This window comes from Qipengyuania pacifica (assembly GCF_019857205.1).
Taxonomy (GTDB): Bacteria; Pseudomonadota; Alphaproteobacteria; order Sphingomonadales; family Sphingomonadaceae; genus Qipengyuania; species Qipengyuania pacifica.
This window is the reverse complement of sequence record NZ_JAHWXO010000002.1, coordinates 428,935-452,106: the sequence shown is the minus strand read 5'-3', so window position 1 is coordinate 452,106 and position 23,172 is coordinate 428,935. Positions and strand designations below refer to the sequence as shown.

The 23,172-nt window shown below is 58.1% G+C and carries 22 protein-coding genes and 1 tRNA gene; 17 read left to right on the top strand and 6 right to left on the bottom strand.

Annotated elements, in window-relative coordinates:
• The 8 genes from KYK83_RS05205 to KYK83_RS05170 form a co-directional block, all read left to right on the top strand.
• The coding region (locus tag KYK83_RS05205; protein WP_222827425.1) for an STAS domain-containing protein at positions 1-436 on the top strand (436 nt) is incomplete at its 5' end.
• Positions 436-591, top strand: coding sequence for a helix-turn-helix domain-containing protein (locus KYK83_RS17610; protein ID WP_119083560.1), 156 nt, complete (start codon positions 436-438; stop codon positions 589-591). The genes KYK83_RS05205 and KYK83_RS17610, both read left to right, overlap by 1 nt.
• Positions 592-595: 4 nt before the next feature.
• Positions 596-2,050, top strand: coding sequence for a cytochrome ubiquinol oxidase subunit I (locus tag KYK83_RS05195; protein WP_222827424.1), 1,455 nt, complete (start codon positions 596-598; stop codon positions 2,048-2,050).
• Positions 2,040-3,047, top strand: a complete 1,008-nt coding sequence (cydB, locus tag KYK83_RS05190) for a cytochrome d ubiquinol oxidase subunit II (protein ID WP_170004123.1) — start codon at positions 2,040-2,042, stop codon at positions 3,045-3,047. The genes KYK83_RS05195 and cydB overlap by 11 nt, the downstream gene beginning before the upstream one ends.
• Positions 3,047-3,169 (top strand): DUF2474 domain-containing protein, encoded by a 123-nt coding sequence (locus KYK83_RS05185; protein WP_119083557.1) that lies wholly within the window; start codon positions 3,047-3,049, stop codon positions 3,167-3,169. The genes cydB and KYK83_RS05185 overlap by 1 nt, the downstream gene beginning before the upstream one ends.
• Before the next feature lie 197 nt (positions 3,170-3,366).
• Complete coding sequence (locus KYK83_RS05180) at positions 3,367-3,996, top strand: peroxiredoxin (protein ID WP_119083556.1); 630 nt, start codon at positions 3,367-3,369, stop codon at positions 3,994-3,996.
• A 77-nt stretch (positions 3,997-4,073) separates the two neighbouring features.
• Positions 4,074-5,426 (top strand): MBL fold metallo-hydrolase, encoded by a 1,353-nt coding sequence (locus KYK83_RS05175; protein WP_222827423.1) that lies wholly within the window; start codon positions 4,074-4,076, stop codon positions 5,424-5,426.
• A complete protein-coding gene (locus tag KYK83_RS05170; RefSeq protein ID WP_170004126.1) occupies positions 5,419-6,039 on the top strand; it encodes a class I SAM-dependent methyltransferase in 621 nt (206 codons plus the stop codon). Before KYK83_RS05175 ends, KYK83_RS05170 begins: the two co-directional genes overlap by 8 nt.
• A 195-nt stretch (positions 6,040-6,234) precedes the next feature.
• On the opposite strand, the gene eruA is transcribed toward KYK83_RS05170, so the two are convergent.
• Positions 6,235-10,335 carry an NACHT domain-containing antiphage protein EruA gene (eruA, locus tag KYK83_RS05165; protein ID WP_488153865.1) on the bottom strand — a complete coding sequence of 1,367 codons (4,101 nt, stop codon included), beginning with the start codon at positions 10,333-10,335 and terminating at the stop codon, positions 6,235-6,237.
• 731 nt (positions 10,336-11,066) lie between these two features.
• Here eruA and KYK83_RS05160 point away from each other — a divergent pair.
• On the top strand, positions 11,067-11,498 hold the full coding sequence (locus KYK83_RS05160; RefSeq protein WP_222827421.1) for a Ros/MucR family transcriptional regulator: 432 nt from the start codon (positions 11,067-11,069) through the stop codon (positions 11,496-11,498).
• A 317-nt stretch (positions 11,499-11,815) separates the two neighbouring features.
• Complete coding sequence (locus KYK83_RS05155; protein WP_222827420.1) at positions 11,816-14,107, top strand: putative bifunctional diguanylate cyclase/phosphodiesterase; 2,292 nt, start codon at positions 11,816-11,818, stop codon at positions 14,105-14,107.
• A 106-nt stretch (positions 14,108-14,213) separates the two neighbouring features.
• Here KYK83_RS05155 and KYK83_RS05150 read toward each other — a convergent pair whose 3' ends face one another.
• A complete protein-coding gene (locus KYK83_RS05150; RefSeq protein ID WP_222827419.1) occupies positions 14,214-15,437 on the bottom strand; it encodes a tyrosine-type recombinase/integrase in 1,224 nt (407 codons plus the stop codon).
• A 134-nt stretch (positions 15,438-15,571) separates the two neighbouring features.
• Between KYK83_RS05150 and KYK83_RS05145 the strand changes: the two genes are divergently transcribed.
• The 3 genes from KYK83_RS05145 (at position 15,572) to ribH (ending at position 17,416) form a co-directional block, all read left to right on the top strand.
• Positions 15,572-15,640, top strand: a tRNA-Ser gene (locus KYK83_RS05145).
• 106 nt (positions 15,641-15,746) lie between these two features.
• Positions 15,747-16,988: a 3,4-dihydroxy-2-butanone-4-phosphate synthase gene (gene ribB, locus KYK83_RS05140; protein WP_222827418.1), complete on the top strand. Its 1,242-nt coding sequence runs from the start codon at positions 15,747-15,749 to the stop codon at positions 16,986-16,988.
• Positions 16,989-16,993: 5 nt separating this feature from the next.
• On the top strand, positions 16,994-17,416 hold the full coding sequence (gene ribH / locus KYK83_RS05135; RefSeq protein ID WP_222827417.1) for a 6,7-dimethyl-8-ribityllumazine synthase: 423 nt from the start codon (positions 16,994-16,996) through the stop codon (positions 17,414-17,416).
• Here the strand turns inward: ribH and KYK83_RS05130 are convergent.
• The 4 genes from KYK83_RS05130 to KYK83_RS17530 form a co-directional block, all read right to left on the bottom strand.
• Positions 17,413-18,504, bottom strand: coding sequence for an Rv3169 family protein (locus KYK83_RS05130; RefSeq protein WP_222827416.1), 1,092 nt, complete (start codon positions 18,502-18,504; stop codon positions 17,413-17,415). The genes ribH and KYK83_RS05130 overlap by 4 nt on opposite strands.
• A complete protein-coding gene (locus KYK83_RS05125; RefSeq protein WP_222827415.1) occupies positions 18,504-19,553 on the bottom strand; it encodes a phosphotransferase family protein in 1,050 nt (349 codons plus the stop codon). Before KYK83_RS05125 ends, KYK83_RS05130 begins: the two co-directional genes overlap by 1 nt.
• A gap of 134 nt (positions 19,554-19,687) precedes the next feature.
• Positions 19,688-20,977 carry a phosphopyruvate hydratase gene (eno, locus tag KYK83_RS05120; RefSeq protein ID WP_222827414.1) on the bottom strand — a complete coding sequence of 430 codons (1,290 nt, stop codon included), beginning with the start codon at positions 20,975-20,977 and terminating at the stop codon, positions 19,688-19,690.
• 70 nt (positions 20,978-21,047) lie between these two features.
• Positions 21,048-21,266 (bottom strand): hypothetical protein, encoded by a 219-nt coding sequence (locus tag KYK83_RS17530; RefSeq protein ID WP_346729418.1) that lies wholly within the window; start codon positions 21,264-21,266, stop codon positions 21,048-21,050.
• 13 nt (positions 21,267-21,279) lie between these two features.
• Between KYK83_RS17530 and KYK83_RS05115 the strand changes: the two genes are divergently transcribed.
• The 4 genes from KYK83_RS05115 to KYK83_RS05100 are packed head-to-tail and all read left to right on the top strand — an operon-like array spanning position 21,280 to position 23,142.
• Entirely contained in the window at positions 21,280-21,789 is a 510-nt protein-coding gene (locus tag KYK83_RS05115; RefSeq protein WP_103023488.1) for a hypothetical protein, read from the top strand.
• Positions 21,790-21,811: 22 nt separating this feature from the next.
• Positions 21,812-22,243, top strand: a complete 432-nt coding sequence (locus KYK83_RS05110; RefSeq protein ID WP_222827412.1) for a phage holin family protein — start codon at positions 21,812-21,814, stop codon at positions 22,241-22,243.
• On the top strand, positions 22,240-22,563 hold the full coding sequence (locus KYK83_RS05105) for a hypothetical protein (RefSeq protein WP_222827411.1): 324 nt from the start codon (positions 22,240-22,242) through the stop codon (positions 22,561-22,563). Before KYK83_RS05110 ends, KYK83_RS05105 begins: the two co-directional genes overlap by 4 nt.
• 48 nt (positions 22,564-22,611) lie before the next feature.
• Positions 22,612-23,142 carry a hypothetical protein gene (locus KYK83_RS05100; RefSeq protein WP_221598474.1) on the top strand — a complete coding sequence of 177 codons (531 nt, stop codon included), beginning with the start codon at positions 22,612-22,614 and terminating at the stop codon, positions 23,140-23,142.
• The last annotated feature ends 30 nt before the right edge of the window (positions 23,143-23,172 follow it).

The window sequence follows — 23,172 nt, the reverse complement described above, 5'->3', positions numbered from 1 at the left end:
CCGCGTCCCCGAGACCGAGCACTTCCGTAATGTCGACCGCCACAAGGTCTTTACCGTGCCGCACGTCCTCTCGGTCCGGATCGACGAGAGCCTGACCTACCTCAATGCGCGATGGCTCGAGGAATACGTGTTGGAAGAGGTCGCCGACCGCCCAGAGGTGCGCCACGTCATCCTGATGTGCAGCGCGGTCAACGAAATCGACGCTTCCGGCCTAGAAAGCCTTGAGGCGATCAATCACCGCATGACCGACGCCGGGATCGGGCTGCATCTTTCCGAAGTGAAGGGCCCCGTCATGGACCGGCTGAAGCGGACCCACTTCGTTGACGAACTCAACGGGCAGGTCTTCCTGTCGCAGAACCGCGCATTCCGGGAATTGGCAACGAACGGCGGACCGCCAGCTGAACCAATCCCCGATGCTGCGAGAGGTATGATCTGATGCCCACCATTCCTGACAAAGATGCCCGTTGCAGGGAGATTGCAGCTTTGATCGCGTCGGGAAAAGGCGTTTGCGAGAGCTGCCGCGAAATCGGGATTTCCGAAAAGACCTACTATCGCTGGCGCAAGGCACGCGCCGAAAAGCAACACGGATAAAGACATGTTCGAACAGCTCGATGCCCTGCTGCTGGCCCGCATCCAGTTCGCCTTCACGGTAAGCTTTCACTTCATCTTCCCGGCCTTTTCCATCGGTCTCGCAAGCTATCTGGCAGTGCTCGAGGGTCTGTGGCTCAAGACAGGCAAGGCGATCTATCTCGATCTCTTCAAATATTGGCTGAAGATCTTCGCCATCGCCTTCGCAATGGGCGTCGTTTCGGGCATCGTGATGTCCTACCAGTTCGGCACGAATTGGTCGGTTTTCTCTGATATTGCGGGGCCGGTTATCGGCCCGCTGATGGCCTACGAGGTGCTGACCGCGTTCTTCCTCGAAGCTGGCTTCCTTGGCGTCATGCTCTTCGGCATGAACAAGGTCGGCAAGAAGCTGCACTTCGCCGCCACGCTCATGGTCGCTGTTGGCACCTTCATCAGCGCCTTCTGGATCCTGTCGGTTAACAGCTGGATGCAGACCCCCGTAGGATATGAAATCGGGGCGAACGGGCAATACCTGCCGGGTGAAAGCTGGTGGGACATCGTCTTCAACCCCAGCTTCCCCTATCGCCTGGTCCATACCGTCATCGCAGCTTACCTCACGACCGCCTTCGTGGTCGGCGGGGTCGGGGCCTGGCACCTTCTCAAGGACCGGACAAACCTGCACGCGCGCAAGATGTTCTCGATGGCGATGTGGATGGCGGCCATCGTTGCGCCGATCCAGATCTTCGCAGGCGACATGCACGGGCTCAACACCCTCGAACATCAGCCGCAGAAGGTCATGGCGATGGAAGGCCACTTCGAGAGCCATCCGGATGGTGCACCGCTGATCCTGTTCGGCATTCCGAACAGCGAGGAAAAGCGGGTCGACTACGCAATTGAGATACCCAAGGCATCTTCGCTGATCCTAAAGCATGATCTCGACGCGCCGCTCGCCGGTCTGGACACGATCCCGGACGACGAGGAACCGCCGGTCGGCATCGTTTTCTGGTCATTCCGGATCATGGTCGGGATCGGCTTTGCCATGCTCGGTATCGGAGCGTGGAGCCTGTTCGCTCGCTTCCGCAAGAGGCTCTACGAATGGCCCATGCTCCATCGCGCAGCCTTGGTCATGGCTCCCAGCGGTTTCGTGGCGGTCATCGCTGGCTGGATCACGACGGAGGTCGGCCGGCAACCGTATGTGATCTACAATCTCTTGCGCACGGCAGATGCTGCGAGTCCGCTGGATGCCCCCGCCGTCGCCGCGTCATTGCTTGCATTCGTCGTGGTCTATTTCGCAGTTTTCGGCGCGGGTGTCTGGTATATCCTGCACCTGATGCACAAGCCACCGCACGCAGGCGAACATGGCGTCAAGCGCGGGGACACCGGGCCGATCCGGACTGCTGGCATTACGCCTGGCCCATCCCAGAATCCGGACGATCCCGACACACTTCCGCGCGATCACGAGGAGGCGACCGATGGACGTTAACGTGGACCTGACGACGATCTGGGCTTTCATCATCGCCTTCGCCGTCTTCGCCTATGTGGTGATGGACGGGTTCGACCTCGGCATCGGCATTCTTTTCCCTACCTTCGAGGTCGGGCCGGAGCGCGATCGTGCGATGAATTCGATAGCGCCGGTCTGGGATGGCAACGAGACTTGGCTGGTCTTGGGCGGCGGCGGATTGTTCGCAGCCTTCCCATTGGCTTACGCGGTGATCCTGCCCGCCACTTACCCGCTCATCATCGCCATGCTGTTGGGACTGGTGTTCCGCGGTGTCGCGTTCGAGTATCGCTGGCGCGACCCCGGGCACCGCCGATACTGGGACGCGGCCTTCACTGGCGGCTCGCTGGTCGCGGCGATGGCGCAGGGCATGACATTGGGTGCGCTTCTCCAGGGGATCGAGGTCGTGGATCGATCCTATGCGGGCAGCTGGTTCGACTGGCTCACGCCCTACACGCTGTTGACCGGCCTAGGCACAGTCGCCGGCTACGCTCTGCTTGGCGCGACCTGGCTGGTGTGGAAACTGGATGGGGAGAGTCAGCATCATGCCCGAAAGTTGGGCAAGCGGGCGGCATGGGCAACGTTGGTCTTGATGGGAGGCGTCAGCCTCTACAATGTGTTCCTGAACGCCGAATATGCCGAGCGCTGGTTGACTGCGCCGGAGATCTACTTCGCCGCGCCGGTCCCGATCCTCACAGCGGTGATTGCCGTCATGCTGCTGAGGGCTCTTTCAGTGGACCGGCACAGCAAGCCGTTCTGGCTGAGCCTTGCGCTGTTCTTCTTCGGCATGGCCGGTCTGGGCGTCACGATGTGGCCCTATGTCGTTCCACCGGGCCTCACGATATGGGACGCCGCCGCGCCCGAACGCAGCCAGATCTTCATGCTGGTTGGCGTCGCGATCACCATGCCGCTCATCATCGCATACACCGCTTGGGCTTACTGGGTGTTCCGCGGCAAGGTGGCGGATGAGGGATATCACTGATGGACGAGCCTCAGGATCGCCCACTTTGGCAGCGGCTCGGCTGGATGTTCGTGATCTGGCTCGCCAGCATAACCGTGCTGGGTCTCGTAGCCTCGGTCATCAGGTTCTGGCTGAAAGCGTAATTGACGTTATCAATGCTCAACACAGTTATAGGTATTGGTTAAGTTATGAGGTCATCATCTAAAGGAAAAGGTGTGCCTCTCCGGCCTCTCTACCCTTCTGTTTGGTTTATCACTTATCGCAATCGATAATTTGAATTGGGCAGCGTGCCTGGGTCTCTCTACAAAGGATGCATCGACACGGAACAAGGAAAATTGAAATGAGCCTTCACATCGGTGACACCGCCCCCGACTTTACCGTCGACACCCAGAATGGCGAAATCAGCCTGCACGATTGGGCTGGCGATAGCTGGGTATTCTTCTTCAGCCACCCGGCCGACTTCACCCCCGTCTGCACTACGGAGATGGGCCGCACTGCGCAGCTCGCCAGCGAGTTCGACAAGCGCAATGTAAAGCCACTCGGCCTCTCGACCGACACTGCCGAAGAACACGCCAAATGGATCGAAGACGTGAACGACACCCAGAACACGAATCTCGTGTTCCCGATCGTCGCTGATGCCGATCTCAAGATCGCCAAGCTCTATGACATGATCCATCCGGATCAGAGCGAAACGGCGGCTGTGCGGTCGGTATTCATCATCGATCCGGACAAGAAGATTCGGCTCACCATGACCTATCCCATGAGCGTAGGACGGAACTTCGACGAGATCCTGCGCGCGATCGATGCGCTCCAGTTCAGCGACAAGCATGGCGTGGCCACTCCCGCCGATTGGCGCGAAGGCAAGGATGCGATCATTCCACCATCGGTTTCCGACGAGGATGCAAAAGCCCGCTTCCCGCAGGGCTTCACCACGCTGCGCCCCTATCTGCGCACGGTAAAAATCGATTGAGCGTGACGCGCCATCGAATCTTTTGAAAGCGGGATCGGTTCGCGCCGGTCCCGCTTTTTCCTTATGAAGGAGGCACCATGCTGCTCGAGAAAATTAAGACATCCGGACTGTCCCACCTATCCTACCTGATTGGTTCGGGCGGGAAGGCGGCCATCATCGATCCGCGCCGCGACTGCGAATGCTATGTCGAAATGGCGCGCGCCGAGGGGCTGGAGATCACTCATATCTTCGAAACCCATCGCAACGAGGATCTGGTTTCGGGGGCGCCCATCCTGAGAGATTTGACCGGCGCGCGCGTCCTGCACGGTCCCAATTCTGTGGGCACGGTCGAATATGCCGAGACGGCTCTCCAAGGTGATGAGTTTGAGATCGGACAGCTGAAAATTCGGGTGCTGGAGACACCGGGGCACACGGACGATCATCTTGCTTTCGTTCTTCACGACACTGCCTATCCCGATGGGCCAGTCGGCGTGTTCACTGGAGACGCGCTGTTCGTCGGCGACGTCGGTCGCACCGATTTCTATCCCGATCGCAAGCGCGAGGTCGCTGGCCTCCTTTACGACTCGCTGCAGAAGATTATGGCGCTTGGGGACCAAGTCATTCTCTACCCGGCACATGGAGCGGGATCTGTCTGCGGATCGGGAATGGCCGAACGCGAGTTCTCGACCCTCGGCCACGAGCGCGCGAACAATCCGCGCCTGCAGTTCGAAAGCCGGGATGCCTTCATCGACTTCAAGGTGGAGGAAAACCATTACCAGCCGCCCTATTTCCGGTTGATGGAGCGCCTTAATCTGGAGGGCGGCGATCCTGCGCCTCGCGTGATGCGGCCCAAACGCCTGTCGCTGTCCGAATTGGGCGACATCGACGTCGATCACCGGGTGGATGTGCGCGAACCGCTTGCCTTTGCGTCAGGCCATCTTCCCGGTTCGATGAATCTGCCGGTCGGCATGATCTCGGCATTCGCCGGATGGTTCATCCGTGAAGGCGACAATGTCGCTCTTGTCGCTTCCGATGAAGACCAGCTCGAAGCTGCTATGACGCATCTCGTGCGGATCGCACTCGACAATATCGAAGGCGGTTATGTCGGCGTCGTGCCTGCCGCTGCCCAAGGCAAGGCGATGCGGACTATCCCGATGATCGGGACCGACGAAGTTGAACGGCGACTGGAGAGCGACGAACGTGACTGGACGCTGCTTGATGTGAGGGATGCGGACGAACGCGCGCAAAACGCGATCGAGGGTTCCGAGCATATCTACGTGGGCGAACTTAACGAGCGCTATCGCAAACTCGATCCGGCGCAGCATTACACGTTGATGTGTGCCAGCGGGATGCGTGCCACGGTTGCTGCCGGGTGGTTAGCGAGCCGCGGCTTCGAAAAGCTGGATGTCTATCTCGGCTCCATGGGTGCATGGAAAGCGGCCCATGACTGAACCGAGCCAGGCGGAGTTCTGGAACGAGCGTTACGCAGCGGACGAGTATCTGTTCGGGACCGCGCCCAACGCTTTTCTGGCGCGCGAGGCGTACCGCCTGACTCCCGGATCGAAAGTCTTGGCTGTCGCCGATGGCGAGGGGCGCAACAGTGTATTTCTGGCCCAGCATGGCCATCGCGTCGTCGCTACCGACGTTTCAGAAAGGGCGCTCGACAAAGCGAGAGCTCTTGCAGAGCGGCGAGGGGTCCAAGTCGAATATCGGCAGGCAGATCTGGCCGAATGGGAATGGCCAGCGGAAGCTTTTGACGCGGTGGTCGGCATTTTTGTCCAGTTTGCTGGTCCCGAACTGCGTTGGGATATCTTCGATGGTGTCCATCGCTCGCTGAAGCCGTGTGGCCTGCTTCTGCTCGAAGGCTATCGCGAGGAGCAACTGGCCTATGGGACAGGTGGTCCGCCAAATATCGAAAATCTCTATACGGAGGAAGGTTTGCGCCGCGCCTTCTCGGCTTGGGAGATTGAATTGCTCGATGCCTACGATGCCGAGATCCAGGAGGGGACCGCCCATTCGGGCAAGTCGGCGTTGATCGACCTGGTCGCGCGGAAGCGTGGTTGACGAATGCCCGGCTAAGCCCGGGCCCCATAACTAGATTTGTTCTGCGCTCGAGCGGATCCAGAGCCGATTTCCAAATGTCGGATTATCGCGACTCAAACACCAATAGCTGCCGGTCCGCTTACGGCCCGATGCAGAAGGTCCGCTAGGGCGTAGCTGCTGGCCTGCCGAAATACTGGAAAAGTGATTTCTTGGCGTTCACAGCTTGGCCAAATCCAAGACTACTATGGAGACCTCATTACGCTTGCTGCCCAACAATGCTGCCTGCAAAGCTAGTTTCATGTCGTTCGATGTGCTTGGTCTCGCAAAGTGCTTCGGCGGTGCTTTGAGTTTCTTGCCTTTCGGAACATGGGGCCCGAACCAAAATACTACGTAGATGCCTTTCTCGGCAGCTTGGTGGTGGATTGAGTAGTAATTTTCGAGCTGACTTGACGCGGCTGTCCAGACTTCCTTGTGCCACTGCCCTTTGCATTCCAGCGGAACCAGAAGCTTGCCGAACGTGAATGCTCCATCACTTCTTCTCCCGCGCGGCATAGACACCTCGGCCGGCGCCTGGATGCCGAATGGCAAATTGTTTCCTAGCAACAAAAGCATCTGGTCGCGGCACTCGTTTTCGGCTTTTGGGGTACCGTCATCGCGGTAAAAATTGTCAACCGGATTGAGTGGGTCTCCACGTAATCTCTTCTGCAACGCTTCGAGTTCAGCAAGGATAATCGCCTTAACATCCCCCGCGCCCTGTGGTTGACCTGCAGTGGTCAAAACCGCTTTGTACTCAGCTAAGCTAGGTGGACGGAAGCTCGTTTCGATAAGCGCTTGGCGCTGCGCAGCGATATTGGCCTGAATTGTCGTCGTGTAACCATCTTCGGGCGCGTCGCGCAGGTTGCAGAGAATCTCCGACGCTTCAGCTGAAGGGTTCTTTCCGATTTGGTAGACTGCCCACTCAAGCAGCTGCGTTGCATCCCAAGGATTCCGATCTCCACTGGTCGTTCCGCTTGGTCTCGGTGTGAATGGCCATAGCGTCCTGAATGTACGAAAGAGCCAATCCAGTTGAGAAAGCGACGGCTTGACGTAATGTTCGTAGTCCTGGTTGCGATCATTCAGCAGATGTGTAAGCGACCAGAGCCAACCGCGATTGTCTTGCGTGAATTTTGGCAAGCTCTTCCTTGCTCGATCGAAATCGATACAGAACTGAATGCCTAGCCAATAGGAGCGCCGATCGCCCTCGGGTTCATTCAGATCGACGCGCTGTCTTGCAACCTCGACAAGCCTTGGCATCAACTCATTCCGGGTATTGGCAGAAGAATGGAGAACGCCTTCCGCTAGGGATCGTTCGATCTGGAGCGGAAGATCTGAGAAGCGTTCAAGCCATTCGACCGACAAATGGCTCGATAATGGCTTGTCAGCGGGAACACGAGTAAATCGATAGAGGTCATGAATATGCTCGCGACGGGCATCGAACATAGGCTCGAACATGCGGCGGAGATGAGCCTTGTAGTCAGCCTCGTTTTGCCGAAGCAATTCACGCAACGCTTCGTCCAATCCATCGAAGGTTTCGCGGCTCGAGATGAGTTCATGATCGCTCGCGATGAGAAGCGCGGACAGAATATCAGACGGCAAATCATTAAATCCGGTGGCGTTTTGCAACCGCTGTCCAGCTCCTGCCAACATCGGGAATACGAAGTTCCAAACGTTAGACTTGGCATAGCTCTGTGCTATCTGATCCGCTGAGGGCAAATCTTCCCGATGCAGCGTTGCTTCGAAGCCTTTCAAAGCAGCTTCGCACAAATCAGTCCTAAGCCACTCTTCAAGGCGCTCTTCGGGCGATGCATCCCGGTCGAGATCGTAATACATGTTGAGATACGCCCTAGCTGGGCCCACTATCCACTTGAGTTCTCCTGACCGCATTTTATCAATGTTATCGAAATACTCGCTTTGCTGTTTCGCGCGGTTCTTTTCCGCGCGGCGCGTGCGGTCGCGCTCCCGTCTCCTGAACTTCCGCTCCAAATCGTCCATTTTTTGCCGTTTCGGCTTCTGGACGAGGAATTCCATCAGTTCCGTGTCGCCCTTGGCGTAAGGCCTGGCGATCTTTCGGATCGGGACAGGGATGATTCCATCGGTCCGAAAGCTTGCCACGAGTCCCATCCATCGCTGCCGGTCGTGGGGGTCTTTGCGTTGAACCACATCTCGCAGAAAGTATTCAGCGTCTCCCGGTGTCAGGCGTAAGCCGCTGGACATGCGACTGAGCCTCACATTCGCAGCGAAAAAGCGATCCTCATCGCTATCGTCAAACAGCGCCATTCGCTGCACACCTCTCCGCAGACGACCATCGCCGGCTAGAACTGACGCGATTTTTGCTCGATCAGTGTCTCTGTGGCGGTAACGGCGCTCAACCATGCGCAGCCAGTTCCAAAGCTGTTCAGATGAAACTGAATCCGGGTTCTCACTCAGTTGCTGAGCAGATAAACTTTGCACCAGATCTCCAAATTCACTCCAACCTTCATGAAGACCATCGCCCCACCATTTCTTGGGGTCGAGTTGTGGAATAACAGCATCAGCAAAGGCGTCGAGCAGAGCCGGTATCAGGTCCTGGGGATAGTCTTTTCGCAAGCGATAGAAGGACCCGAAGGTTCGCTGCCTTGAGCCTTTCTCGCCCTGTGTGAGACGGCAATCGGCAAGGATCACCTGCGCAACAAGTTCCGGTTTAAGCGCTTCGTAGCCAATATCGTCGAGAAGTTCCGCGCCCACCCTTGTAGAGTCCGGGTCTGCTAGTGCGATTAATCGCCTGAGAGCGACCGGCCAGTCGAAGTCAGTTCGATCAATGGCAGTCAATGCTACTCCAGCATCGCGTCGCTCGCGATATGCTCTCTCCTTGTCAAAAAAAATGCTGGATAGCTCTTTCTTCAACAACGGTGCAGCAGGGCTTCCAACAATCGCTTCGAGAACGACGAGCCGAAAAGTGACGCTTTCGGATTTGTCGGTGATGATCTTGCGAAGGTCGTCTGCCAGTGCGGGCTGACCCAGGCCGCTCAGTGCTTCAGAACGGCCCCAGCCATCGCGAAAGTGTGGGTCAAAGTTTGCCTGCTGCCGGAGCGCAGCGATTAGCGCGCGTGCCTGGTCCGGTGCCAAGCCATCTCCGTCGCCATATCGGAGGATACCGTATGGGTCCCGATCTATTGCATCAGGACCCAAGCGGGTCGGACTGAATTTGGGAAGCCAGGCGTGAAGGCCGCGGAGCGAGGCCGGTACGCCTCCGTCGCCGCTCATAATCGAGATCAATCTGTTCGCTACAAAGCGAGGTCCATTCCTGGCGTCGATCTCGTAATCCACGTATCGGGCTAGCCAACGTGCTCCCAAAAACTCGGCGACTGTGCGGTGCAGCGGTTTAAACTCCCCTGTGGCACCTTGGACAGCGCGAAATAGATTACTGCCGAGGACCGCGCGCATCTGCTCGGTGGACGCTAGTTCGCTGAGTTCGCTAATCGGGATTCCCTCGGAAGATTTCCCTTCGCGAAGTACCGTTGAATTTCCTGTTATGAGAATTGTAGCGCAGATCGCTCCCGCCGCGTTGAGCGCCTCATCTCCGGAAAGCGCGGAGAACCCCCTGCTTTCATGGTAAGGATTCCGTTCTATGCAGAGTTGGTCGATCGCTTTCTCATAGAGACCGGCGCGTGTCTGAGGCACCTCGTCGTCAGTCGACACGATCGCAGCCACAAAGTCCAGATAGAGGGGATTCTGGAAGAAGTTCTCCAATCCTGCCGCCTGCAAAGCCCCGACAGCAAGGTATGCCTTTTCCTGGTCTACCCGGCGGGACAGCGCTTCAATTGCCTCATCAGAAGTAAGCAGTTCCAGATCAACGATGGCGGGCGTCTGACCATAATCTTCCGATATGTCGATTTCCGCGCTCTTGCCTCTCCATTCGGCCGCCCGACACGAAATTGCGAACGAAGGCGTGCTGCAGGCCAAGAGCTTTGTCAGGACCTCGTTTAGCGGATCATCCTCGCCCAACGCTGAGACTTCGTCCAACCCGTCAATGATGAGGCGATAATCTCCAAAATCAGTGCCATCTGGGCGCCGCAACAAGCTCGTTGCCCTGATGAAACGACAGCCTGGATGCTCTCCATACCTTTCCATCAGCCACGTCTTGCCCATGCCCGGATCGCCGAGGATTACTACCGGTCCGGCGAAGCATTTGAACAAATTCTTCTCTTCGACAGACTGTCTTTTGAGGTCCCTGTCGGTCCAAGAAAGCCGCCGTGGGATGTAGTCTCGAAATTCCGGAGAGGTTGATAGGCTTTCCATCGCGATGAAGAGTTCAACAGATTGAAACGCCAGAAGCTAGGCTTGCACCTCAATTTTTGGGGGAATCTCGGAAAGGGCTGACCTACGGGCAACCTGCTCTATCCGCTGTCGCGGACCGGGCCTGTAGTCCAGGCCCATCCGGATGACGATCAGGAGCGGTTATCGAATGAGCGGGAGTTTCTGGAGGACGCGCTCTGTCCCTCACATCTGGCGATGTGCTCCTGAGGGCGCGGTGTTCCTGAGCTAACCCGCAGGCACTCTTGCCTCTTTCATTTCCGGACTCCCGCTGGCGCACTGATCGCGCGCGCAGGACGTCCGGCGGATTCGCGCCATCGCACGGCTGCCTCGTTTATGCGGATCGCTAGCGCAATCCTTGCGCGGGAACGCCAAGGGCTTCGCCCTCTCGTTCCCGAAACCGCAAACAGACGCCCCCGGGTGGCGGGCTGACGCCTGCTGGCCCGCGCCAGGGCATCGGTTTGCGGTTTCCCCTCCCCCTCCCATCCTCGCCGGAAGGCAAGGCGGCATGGCTTGAGCCATGCGCGTCGGAGATTAAGTAGTACCAAGATGAGATGCTACTCATCGCCGCAGCCGCAGCGCTGTGAGAGTTTATCGGAAGCGTCCCAATCCTGAATTGGCAAGCAGTTCGCCTTGATAATGTGCAGGGCGCGGCATAGCTGAATTGGACTTCAATTAAATTGCAATCGCGCGATCGCTACAATCAAGAGGCCTTAATGGAAGATACTGTCCTGGATAACGAGACACTGATCACATTGACTGCCGATATTGTGTCAGCACATGTCAGTAACAATAATGTGAGTGTAGACGAAGTCTCTGGCCTCATCTCGAACGTGCATGCCGCGCTTTCCAGTCTCGCCGGAGACTCGGCGGCCGAAGCCCGGCCGGAGCCAGCAGTGTCTTTGCGGGCTTCGGTGAAGAAAGATCATCTTGTCTGTCTGGACTGCGGCCAGAAAATGAAGATGCTGAAGCGCCATTTATCGACCGAGCATGATCTTACGCCAGACGAGTATCGCCAGCGTTGGGATCTGTCCTCCGACTACCCGATGGTCGCTCCAGAATATGCTGAAACCCGCCGTGATCTTGCCATGAAGATAGGCCTCGGTCGCAAGCCGGGCCAGAAGCGCGGGCGGAAGAAGAAGGCCTGAGCGTCTATTCCGTTATTGACCTGAGCTTGGCATCCCACGATTCGAGTGCAGTGCGCTTGTCTGCATCGTACTTGTAGCGATTGTAGATACCAACAAACCTTGCCCGCTTGCCGCTGATGTGATTCAGTACGCTTTCCGTCACTTCCACTGGAACTCCGAGTGACTGTCCGGCGGATATTATGCAGGCACCAGTTCGGAATATCGACCTGGTCGGGATCATCCTATTCTCGATATTATGCGTTTGTTTTCTTTTAATAGGTTAGACATGGTTCTGCCTGCAGATTAAGCAATTCAGTGTCGTATCGGGGGATCAAACTTTGGAATGGCTGTTGCTAGGTGAGGGCGACAAGAAGCTCTCCCTGCCGATCTATCGCCAGCTCTTGAGCCGCCTGTATCAGACGCCGCGCACTGTAATGGTCGGATCAGGTTGCTGCATTGCATCTCTTGGCGGCTTGGCTGCCTTTCGCACCGGCGATTTCTGGATAGGGGCGCTAACCCTACTCGCTCTGCTGTTCGTGGTCATGGGCCTGTTTCGCCGGTCACCAGTCTTTGAGGAGCTATCTTTTGAAGAGGCACTTCAGTTTGAGACGCTGTACTGGATTTCTGCGCTAGGGTCTTCGTCCGCGGTGGGTGCGCTCAGTGCACGGGCCTTGATTGTAAGTAACACCCCGGTTGTCCATATTCTGGTCCTTGCCCTGGCGATGGCAACGATGGCGATCGCCCAGCGCAATTATTGCAGGCCCCGCCTGGTGGCCATGCAGCTTGCATCGGTGGCCCTTCCCGGCGCCTTCGCGTTAGTGTCGCACGGCGGGGTCGAGTACGGCGTTTTGGGTGTCGGAGCTATCGTCCTGTCACTCATGATAGGCCGCACAGCATTTGCCCTGTGTTCCAACGCACAGCGAAGCGTTATCAAGGACCAGGAACTGAGCGAGCAGAACAAGCGCTTCGATGCTGCCCTGAACAATATGGCACAGGGGCTCTGCATGTTTAACGCTGACGGGCAACTGCTCGTCTGCAACCAGAAGTACTTGTCAATTTACGGGTTCTCAGCCGAAATAGTTAGACCGGGCATCGGTCTCATCGATCTGCTTCAACACAGCATCGACATCGGAAACCACGTCGGCGTGAAAGTCGAAGAACTTCATGATGGCTTTCTCGAGAAGATCAATTCGGAAGACTTCTCGACGATCTGGAACGAGCTGGAGGACGGCCGAACCATTGCCCTCTCGCACGAACGCATGGCGTCCGGTGGGTGGGTCACTACGCACGAGGATATTACCGAGCGGAGACAGGCCGAGGCAAAGATAGCTTACATGGCCCGCTACGACGTGCTTACCGATCTTCCCAACCGCGTTTCTTTCCATGAGAGGCTCACCGAGGCGCTGATCCGCATTCCCGTGCACAAGCAAGTTGCCGTTCTCTGCCTGGATCTCGATCGGTTCAAATCGGTGAATGACACACTGGGGCACCCTGTCGGCGACGCACTTCTGCAGCAAGTCGCAGAAAGGCTGAAAGCGAGCGTTCGGGAAAATGATTGGGTCTCGCGGATCGGAGGCGACGAATTCGCGGTTATCCAGGCCCCGGCCAGCCAGCCCGAAAGCGCGGTCACTCTCGCCGAACGAATTGTCTCTGATCTCGGACGCCCTTTCTACGTGGGCACGCACCAGATCAGCATCGGTGCCAGCATCGGTATCTCGGTCGCACCGGTAGACAGCCTCGAGCCGAACCAGCTCCTGAAGAACGCGGACCTGGCACTCTATCAGGCAAAGGCGGAAGGACGCGGCAACCACAGGTTCTTCGTTCCCGAAATGGACAGGCGGATGCAGTCCAGGCGCTCGCTTGAGCTGGATCTCCGCAGGGCAGTCGTTGATGGCGAATTCGAGATGTACTATCAGCCGCTGGTAGACACTTCCGACGGCCAGATTTCGGGATTTGAAGCGCTACTGCGCTGGAACCATCCGAGTGAGGGCCTGATCCTGCCGGATCAGTTCATTCCCTCGGCAGAAGACATCGGCCTCATCGTTCCCATAGGCGAATGGGTCCTGCGCCAGGCGTGCTCACTGGCTGCAACCTGGCCGACCCACATCGGCGTATCCGTTAATTTATCTCCGGCTCAATTCAGAACGGGCGATCTAGTCCGCACCGTCACAACCGCACTTGCAGTCTCCGGCATCGAGCCGTCCCGACTGCATCTGGAGATCACAGAAGGGGTGCTGCTAGAGCATACCGATGAGACACTCAAAATCTTGCATAGCTTGCGCAATCTTGGTGTCCGGATTGCCATGGACGATTTCGGGACGGGGTATTCAAGTCTGAGTTATTTGCGATCCTTCCCATTCGACAAGATCAAGATCGACCAATCCTTTGTGCAGGATCTTTTTTCCGGATCGGAGGCGTTGTCCATAATCAGGGCGGTCACTGACCTCGGGCGGAATCTGGGCATGACAACCACAGCTGAGGGGGTTGAGACAGCAGCGCAGCTCGAACAGATCCAAAAGGAAGGATGTTCCGAGGTGCAAGGGTACTATGTTGGAAGACCCATGTGCGCGGTAAGCGCTACCCGGTTACTCACAGAGGCCCTTCCGCGAGACGGTGTTGAAGCGGCTTGAAGCGTGTTTCTGGTAATCTCGCCTGAGATAATCGATCTTGCTGGAAAGATCAGCCTTGGACGCGGGCCGGGCTAGCAGCGCGGGCGGAAGAAGAGAGTGTGAGCACCTATTTCGTAAGCGACCGGAGCTTGGCATCCCACGCTTCGAGTGCGGTGCGCTTTTCTGCATCGTACTTGTAGCGGTTGTAGATGCCAGCAACCCCAGCCCGCGTGCCGCTGATGTGATTCAGCACACTTTCCGTGACCTCGACTGGAACTCCGAGCGACTGGAGGTTGGTTGCACCAGTCCGGCGGATATCATGCAACCGCCAATTTGGAAGTTCGACCTGGTCCGGGTCGCCGCCATTCTCGATCTGGATCGATTTCATAACGTCAAGCATGCCCTCAGTGAGGGACTTCTTCGCCTTGAAGAAGCCGGAAATCGGTGTTTCGCCTGTGGTAGTGAAGATCAGTCCTCTGCGCTTGGGTATAAGGTTCCGGAGTTCTTGGACGGCAAGGTCTGAAAGAGGGATGATGTGCTCCTCGTCGTTCTTCGCGCGAGCGGCTGGAAGCGTCCATTTGCGACCATCCACATCGACCTCCGACCAGTCCATTTCGGCAACTTCTTGCCGTCGCTGCATAGTAAGAATCAGCATGCGAACATAGGGTCCCCAAGGCCAGCCCACCTGTTCGCTCGCTTTCCACAAAGCGAAGATTTCCTCATCGTTCAGCACCCGGCGACGCGCTGGAACTGGTTTAGGCGCCTTCATTCCAGCCAGCGGAGAAACTTCGATATCCTGCCGGTCGGTTGCCCAGTTAAAGAGCTTGCGCAAAACGGAGTGGATTTCTTTGCGGCGGGCGGGCCGGTTGGAATATTCATCCATCACTTTTACAATATCGGCCCGAGTGATTTCATCGATAGGACGGTTTCCCCAGCGAGGAATGACTACGTTCTTTAGGGTGTGCTCTGCTGCTTTCCACGTGCCCCGCCAGTTCTCTTGCAGATAGAGTTCGACGAATTTCTCGCTATAGGCACGAAAGTTGAGCGTTGCTTTTCGTCGCTTGGCTTCACGCTCGGCTTGGACAGGATCGATTCCTTGGTAAACCTTGATGAGAAGCCGTTCAGCTTCCTTGCGTGCAGTGACCGGGGTCCAAGGACTTCCGACCGGTCCGATTGTCGTGCGACGAGCTGGGCCGCCATCGACACGATATTGGAAAACGAAGGACTGTGCTCCTCTCGGAGTGGTCCGGAGTCCGAAGCCCTTCAAACGGGTATCCCACACGTAAATGTCGCGCTTCGGATCGGGACTGATAGAACGTATGGTGCGGACCGTGATCGACTGATTTGGCATGGTGAGACGCTCTCTCCACGTAATCGCCACGTAATCAGTTGTCAGAAAGTCGTGGCGTAGGCTAAAATAATCCGCGGCGGAAAAACTCCAACCGGTTCAAGCCTTTGAGAGTAGTTTAGCGCAACATTTCGAAGGAACGAAAAGAGTACAAAGCTGCGCTCTTAATCAGCGGGTCCTAGGTTCGAGCCCTAGTGCGTCCACCACCCCCCCCCCTTCAGTGCTTTTCTTATCGCCCGAGAGTATTGTCGCATCACATTCAATGTGGTCGAGATACTGGACATCACATCGAAATGTGATACTAATCAGCGCATGAACACGATTGAAAAAGTTCGTACGCTGGTATCGCAGGGCCTGATGACCCGCGCTGGTCTCGCTCGCGCCGCCGGCCTTCACGCCAACACGCTACGTGACTGCGGCGACGATGGCTGGAACCCAACCACAGAAACGCTTGCCAAGCTCGAAGCCTTTCTGGAAGCCAACGACGAGACGCCGGTGATCGTCGGTGCCGAGGAAATCATCAACGAAGCCCGCAACGGCCGGATGTACATTCTCGTAGACGATGAGGATCGCGAGAACGAAGGCGATCTCATCATTCCGGCCCAGATGGCCACGCCCAGCGCCATCAATTTCATGGCCACCCACGGGCGCGGACTGATCTGTCTGTCATTGGACCGCAAACGGGTGGAAGCGCTCGGCTTGCAGCCGATGAGCCGCGACAATCGCGAAAGCATGCAGACAGCTTTCACGACCTCGATCGAGGCAAAGGAGGGCGTCACCACCGGGATCAGCGCTGCCGACCGGGCACGCACGGTTACCGTTGCGATCGATTCCAGCAAGGGCCCGGACGATATCGTCACCCCGGGCCACGTATTCCCGCTCGCTGCCCGCGATGGCGGCGTGCTTGTCCGCGCAGGACACACCGAGGCCGCAGTCGACATCTCCCGCCTCGCCGGCCTCAATCCATCGGGCGTGATCTGCGAGATCATGAACGAAGACGGGACCATGGCCCGCCTCGACGATTTGATAAGCTTCGCGCGCAAGCATGATATGAAGATCGGCACCATCCGCGATCTTATCGAATATCGGATGCGGTATGATCACCTCGTCGAGCGTATATCCGAGAGCCAGTTTCAATCCGACTATGGCGGCGACTGGAAACTGATGACCTATCGCAACACCATCGACGGAAGCGAGAGTTACGTGTTGCAGAAAGGCCAGGTCGTCGAAGGTGAGCCAACTTTGGCCCGCGTGCACCCCATCTCCATTTTCGATGATTTGCTGGGCAAGCCCGGGCCGCGCAAACGCACTCTTCAGCGCGCGATGCAGGTTGTCGGCGATCATGGTTCTGGCGTCATCGTCCTGCTGACAGGCCGGCGCGCCGATTGGGGCGATCAGGGGCGCGACGAACAGCGCAATGTCGGGATCGGATCACAAATACTTGCGGATCTGGGTATCGAACAAATGATTCTGCTCAGCAACTCGCAACCGAACGTCGTGGCGATCGAGGGCTACGGCCTCGATATCGTCGATCACATGCCAATCCCGGAGTAACATTTATGGCCCGTTTCCTGATCGTCGAAGCCCGTTTCTACGACCACCTCAACGACATGCTCATTTCCGGCGCTCGGTCGGCTATCGAAGCCGCTGGACACGCGTGTGAAGTGCTGACTGTTCCCGGCGCGCTCGAAGTTCCGGGCGCAATCGCACTAGCTTCGGAGAGCGGCCACTATGATGGCTATGTCGGGATTGGCGTGGTTATTCGCGGCGAAACCTATCATTTTGAAATCGTCGCAGGCGAAAGCGCGCGAGGGATCATGGCTTTGACGATGGACGGTATGGCCATCGGCAACGGGATCCTCACGGTCGAGAATGAGGAACAGGCGCTGGTCCGCGCCGATCCGCAACAAAAGGACAAGGGCGGCGAAGCTGCCAAGGCGGCCTTGGCGCTTTACGATCTGCAGGGAAGGTTCGTGGCCTAAGCGGCGCCGTCGAGAAATTGATCGAGGCCCAGAGGGGAAAAGGGCCCAATGATCAGCTGCTCGAACACCCCGATTCCCTCCGCCCCGTCATTGGCAACGACGTGGACGGGCAATTGGACATGAAGGTTCTCAGGCGCGAGAGGATCGATAGCTGCGAGGTCGATATCCTCCCGCTCGACCTTCAGTCTGCCGTGATAGAGGCCGTGACCCCATTCTGGATGGGTATAGCCAAGGCCGCGCATCTGAAAGCGCCCTAGCGGTTCGAACGTGACCTCTTCAGGTGCTCCGCGTAGCGCCAGGGACAGCGTCCCTCCGGATGGCCAGCGAGTTCCGGAGCGAAGGCGCGTTCGCATGCCGCCGTGGCCCTCCTCTATTTCGGTTACCGAAGCGCCCTCTCCTGCCCACGCAGCGCGGGTGTTCCACGCATTGCCGTGCTGATCATTATTCACGTGAAAGAACAGGCTGCCATTAGGAAAGTTGATCGGCGTCCATTGCCAAAAGAACGCCGGGCCCGGTGATCCGGGAATCGGCTGCGCATCGCGGGTACCGATGGGCCGCACGCCCCAGCTGCGATCGCGGGTGCCCATCGTGCCTGCGGCAAGGTCGCGCTTTGTCCCGTCCACCTCGATCCATCCGGTGTAGCGACCGTTCTGGGTGAGACGTGTGTAATCCATGAAGGCGCGCGGACCGATACGGTGAGTGAACCGTGGCTCCTCGATGGGGAAGGCGCGGCCAGTAAAGGTAATGTCTGCGGAAATCCCATCGAAGGGCTCGAGCCGGATGCGCAGCATGCTCAGCGGCTCTATGATTTCGATGGAAATCGGACCGACCGCCATGACCATACGTTCCATGCTTAGCTCAGCGCTTGCGTGGACGCAGTGTTGTATTCCTTCGTGCACCACGTTGAAATGCGCATCGATGACATCGAGATGCGGATATACACCGAGCGCAACGGCAAAAAAGCCGCTGCCATCAGGCGCGTAGCCGTTGAAAAAATACCGATCATAGAAATTCCGATCCGTCCCGGCATACGCGACGGGTTCGGGCATCTGGTGAATGGGGTAATCGTCACCGCGGCTTAGAACCATTACAACGCCTCCTTCAACGCAGCGATACTATCGCGGGCAAGTGCCAGCGAACACGCGCCGCGCGCCATAGACAGAAAATTCGCGTCGCCGCGCGCGGTCCGTTCGACGAATGCTGCACTGAACACGGCTGTCGACACGCCGTGCAGGATGCCGAGCCGGTAATCCATTTCGATGTCGTCGTGGCTAAACACGATTCCCCGCTGGTGCATTTCTGCGCGCCAGAGATCCAGCAAGTCCCTCTCGTGTTCCTGCCAAACAGCCTGCCCCAGTCCGCACCCCAGGAGGTAACCCACGTCCGTCATCGGTCTGCCGGCAGTGACGGTCTGCCAGTCGAGGATAGCGATACGTTCCCGTCCACCCCTGATGTCGAAGAGCATGTTATCAAGACGGAAGTCGCCGTGAACCAGACATTGCGTTGGTGCCTCCCGCTCGAACCATTCCGTACTCGCATCTGCCAGATCGTCGCATATCCGCATATATTCGGGTTCTAGGGTTTCGGCGTAACGATCCCGGAATACTGCCTGCGCCTGGGGATACATCACCCTCAACTTCGCACGAAGATCGGGTGGCGGCGCGACCCAGGATGCCTCGAGCAAATCCTGTCGGCCCCAGCTAGGCCCGTGAATTGCGGCTGCCTGGCTGATGGCAGCGCGAGCATCAGCTATGCTGCAACTGCTGATCTGGTCGCCCTGCCTTGCCGGGCCGACATCTTCGAACAACAGGAAGAAATCGCTGCCAGTCTCATCGACTTCGGCGAAGAATATCTGGGGGACACGGACTTCGAGTAGAGCCGCCGCAGATCGGTAAAATTCGACCTCCTTGCGATAAAGGCCCAGCATCGCGGCGGTATTTCTGCTGGCAGTGTCTGCAGCAGGAAACTTCCCCGCAAGGGTCCTCTCGGCCCCTTCGCTCGCGAAATGAAAGCGGACGCTGTCACCTACCTGACCCGTGCCGATGGGTTCCCAGCGGACGGCATCCACCGGCCTGCCCAGTACATTGCCAAGCCACTCGGCCGTCACCCCATCCGGATGTACCGGAAATCCTGCCACGCCCCTCTCCCACAACGAGCAATGGCGCAACGCTAGCGAGCGCTGAGCGTCCTGACAATTAATCAGAACATGCCCTTCTGCTCACGCGAATGGGAGTAGCTCTTCTGCCCTCAGATCCGGGTGGCCGCCAACAGCTAGCTGCCAATACGGCCGAAACATTCACGCCCGGCGTAAAATGCGCTGTCGCCCAGTTCTTCCTCGATGCGGATCAACTGATTGTATTTCGCAAGCCGGTCAGAGCGTGCGAGCGAGCCGGTCTTGATCTGACCGCAGTTCGTCGCAACCGCCAGATCGGCGATCGTCGCATCTTCGGTTTCACCCGATCGGTGCGACATGACCGCTGTATAACCGGCACGGTTTGCAATGCTGACTGCGTCGAGCGTTTCCGAGAGCGTGCCGATCTGGTTGACCTTCACCAGCAGAGAATTCGCAAGACCCTGATCGATCCCTTCGCGAAGGCGCTGGGGGTTCGTGACGAACAGATCGTCGCCGACCAGTTGCACGGTGTTGCCGATCCGGTCGGTCAAGGCCTTCCAGCCCTCGAAATCGTCTTCCGCCATTCCGTCTTCTATCGAACGGATGGGATAATCCCGGCACAGCTTGTCGAGATATTCGGCCAGCTCATGACCGTCGAGCGACAGGCTCTCGCCGGAAATTTCGTACTTGCCGTCCTTGAAGAATTCGGTCGACGCGCAGTCGAGCGCCAGTGCGATATCCTCACCTGGTTTGAACCCGGCCTGCTCGATAGACGCCATGATGAAATCGAGTGCATCGCGCGTGCTGGCCAGATCGGGGGCGAAACCACCTTCGTCGCCGACGGCTGTGGCCAAGCCCTTTTCATGCAGCTTCTTCTTCAGAGTGTGGAACACCTCAGCGCCCCAGCGGACGGCCTCGGTCAGGCTGTCCGCACCGATCGGCATTACCATGAATTCCTGGATATCGATCGGGTTGTCGGCGTGCTCGCCGCCATTGATGATGTTCATCATCGGCACGGGAAGAACATGCGCCGATACGCCGCCGATATAGCTGTAGAGCGGAAGACCGCGGGCATTCGCTGCAGCCTTCGCCACGGCCATGCTCGTACCGAGGATCGCGTTCGCCCCGATGCGGCCCTTGTTCGGCGTTCCATCGAGGGCGATCATGGACAGATCGATGTCGCGCTGGTCTTCGGCATCGAATGCACCGACGAGCAAATCCCTGAGTTCGGTATTCACGGCGCCGACGGCTTGGGTCACGCCCTTGCCGAGATAGCGATCCTTGTCCCCGTCACGCAGTTCGACCGCTTCGTGGGCGCCGGTGGACGCTCCGCTGGGAACGGCGGCGCGGCCGAAACTGCCGTCGTCCAGCAGCACATCGACTTCGACGGTGGGATTGCCCCTCGAATCGAGAATTTCGCGGGCATGGATGTCGATAATCGCGGTCATGGGTCAAAGCGCTCCGGGCAAAGGTGTTGTAATGGGCTATAACACCCCCAGATGGGGAGTCGGCAGCGCTCTATTCGCCGGAACATTGGCGCGCAAGTTGCGTTGCACCATCGAAGGCGAATTCGCCGGACGAATACGAATTGAGGGCAAGGACGAGTACTATGGCTGAAACCACACCAGACGGCATACCAACCAAGCGCAAAGCCTCTGCCGCAAAGAAAACAGCATCAAGCAAAACAACAACCGCCAGCAAGCCGCGCAAGACCGTGGCGAAGAAAGGCGTAGCCAAGGAGACTGCTCCCGTGACCAATACCGCCACCAACACCACCGCCTCGAGCAACCGCACCGAAGCCAAGTCGCGCTTCAACGCAGCACTGGAAGAAGCCAAGGCCGGCGCCGCAGCGCTTAAGGCCGAAGGCAAGGACCGCGCAGCAGCCTATCGCGACCAGGCTCGCCACAAGGGCGACGACTGGGTCAGCGAAGCCAAGGCCTATGGTGAAGACGCCAAGGTCAAGGGCCGCGAACTCGCTACCGAAGGTAAGGTGAAGGCTGGCGAAGGCCTTCGTTCGCTCAGCAAGCTGGTCAATGAAAACGCGCATCAGGTTGATGAACGGCTCGGCGCCAAATATGGCGATTATGCCCGCAGCGCGTCCAAATCGATCGACGGTTACGCCAGCAAGCTCGACGAAAAGAGCGTCGACGACCTGGTAGAAGATGGCCGCGAATTCGTTCGCAAGAGCCCCGGCAAGGCGCTGGGAATTGCAGCGGTCGTCGGCTTCATGCTTTCGCGTCTCTTCCGCGGCTCGCGCTAAGCGAGTGGCGTCGGGGGCAGAAATGCGGGACGATAATAACGAGCGGGCCGAGGGTTATCCCGGCCCGCTCGATTTACCTGACGGACACGGCGCACCTGGTCCGGAGGAACCGGAGGCGCGCCAGTTCTCATTGACGGACGATGTGCTGGCACTGTTCGAAGACGGCAAGACCTATGCCGAAGCCGAATTGCGCTTCCAGAAAAGCCGCGCGGGGTTTGTGGGTAATCGCGTCAGGAGCGCGCTGATCTACATTTTCGCCGCGTTCGGCATGTTCCATCTCGCCCTGATCGCGGCGACGGTTGGTCTCGTTCTGGCTCTCATACCCATTACCGGGCCGCTGGGTGCCACGCTGATCGTCACTATCAGCCTTGTCGTAATCGGCTTGATCATGCTGCGCCTTCTCAAAGGCCGGATCGACGATATCCGCGACGCTTTCGAAGGGGACGATGAATGACTTCTCGCCGAATGCGAATGCTGGAAGACAAGCATCTGCGCGATTCCGCGCGCGCGTTGATCGATGCCGATATCAAGACGCTCAAATCCAACTTTGCGCACAAAGGCTTGGGTGAACGCGCGCTCGACCGCGTGCGCGAAGGCGCGACGGACCTCTACGACGAAGCCCTCGATGTCGCCGAAGACAACAAGGGCGCGCTCGCCGCGCTGATCGCTGCGATAGTGGTCTGGTTCGCCCGTCACCCCATCCTGGAATTGTTCGGCATCGATACCGACGCCGACGATGAAGATGACGGATATTACCCCAGGTCGGAACATTAACCCTTCCAGGGCCGTTGGTCTGACGAACGCGAAATCCGGAGATTAATCATGGCCAAAGCAGCCAAGAACAATGTCACCCCCATCAGCGCCGACAGCAATCTGAGCGACGAACAGAAGCGTGAAGAACTTCGTGCGCGCATCGATGCTGGCGAACAGCGCATCCAGGAACGCTCGCTTGCCGATCAGGCGCGCGATGCTGCCGACAGTGCGCTTGAATTCACCAAGCGCCACCCGTTCGCCGTCGTTGGCGGCGTGCTTGTCGCAGGTCTCGCCATCGGTGCAATGACGCGGCGCGGCCGCAATCTCGGCCGCCGCGGCGGTATGTTTGCCGGCCTGGCTGCCGATGCAGTCATGGCCTACGGCGCCCGCATGATGGACAGCGTGGCCAGCGGCGCACAGTACGCAGGCGATCGTTTCGAAGATTTCGGCGATAATGCAGCCACTGCAGCTCGCGGTCTTCGTCGTGACACCTCCTACAAGCTGGACGTTGCAGGCGATGCCCTGCGCAGTTCGCGCCGCAAGGCAGGCCGCAAGGGCAGCCGGGCCTATCGTTCGCTACGCACGCGTCTGAAATACTGAACAACAGCGATCCTGCATCGCAGGATGACC

Bases quoted from the DNA above. Each gene is read 5' to 3' on its own strand.
- KYK83_RS17610 (WP_119083560.1), top strand. From the start codon at position 436: ATGCCCACCATTCCTGACAAAGATGCCCGTTGCAGGGAGATTGCAGCT.
- KYK83_RS05170 (WP_170004126.1), top strand. From the start codon at position 5,419: ATGACTGAACCGAGCCAGGCGGAGTTCTGGAACGAGCGTTACGCAGCG.
- KYK83_RS05160 (WP_222827421.1), top strand. From the start codon at position 11,067: ATGGAAGATACTGTCCTGGATAACGAGACACTGATCACATTGACTGCC.
- KYK83_RS05175 (WP_222827423.1), top strand. From the start codon at position 4,074: ATGCTGCTCGAGAAAATTAAGACATCCGGACTGTCCCACCTATCCTAC.
- KYK83_RS05185 (WP_119083557.1), top strand. From the start codon at position 3,047: ATGGACGAGCCTCAGGATCGCCCACTTTGGCAGCGGCTCGGCTGGATG.
- KYK83_RS05180 (WP_119083556.1), top strand. From the start codon at position 3,367: ATGAGCCTTCACATCGGTGACACCGCCCCCGACTTTACCGTCGACACC.
- KYK83_RS05130 (WP_222827416.1), bottom strand. From the start codon at position 18,504: ATGGTTCTAAGCCGCGGTGACGATTACCCCATTCACCAGATGCCCGAA.
- ribB (WP_222827418.1), top strand. From the start codon at position 15,747: ATGAACACGATTGAAAAAGTTCGTACGCTGGTATCGCAGGGCCTGATG.
- KYK83_RS05195 (WP_222827424.1), top strand. From the start codon at position 596: ATGTTCGAACAGCTCGATGCCCTGCTGCTGGCCCGCATCCAGTTCGCC.
- KYK83_RS05105 (WP_222827411.1), top strand. From the start codon at position 22,240: ATGACTTCTCGCCGAATGCGAATGCTGGAAGACAAGCATCTGCGCGAT.
- KYK83_RS05100 (WP_221598474.1), top strand. From the start codon at position 22,612: ATGGCCAAAGCAGCCAAGAACAATGTCACCCCCATCAGCGCCGACAGC.
- cydB (WP_170004123.1), top strand. From the start codon at position 2,040: ATGGACGTTAACGTGGACCTGACGACGATCTGGGCTTTCATCATCGCC.
- KYK83_RS05110 (WP_222827412.1), top strand. From the start codon at position 21,812: ATGCGGGACGATAATAACGAGCGGGCCGAGGGTTATCCCGGCCCGCTC.
- ribH (WP_222827417.1), top strand. From the start codon at position 16,994: ATGGCCCGTTTCCTGATCGTCGAAGCCCGTTTCTACGACCACCTCAAC.
- eruA (WP_488153865.1), bottom strand. From the start codon at position 10,335: ATGGAAAGCCTATCAACCTCTCCGGAATTTCGAGACTACATCCCACGG.
- KYK83_RS05150 (WP_222827419.1), bottom strand. From the start codon at position 15,437: ATGCCAAATCAGTCGATCACGGTCCGCACCATACGTTCTATCAGTCCC.
- eno (WP_222827414.1), bottom strand. From the start codon at position 20,977: ATGACCGCGATTATCGACATCCATGCCCGCGAAATTCTCGATTCGAGG.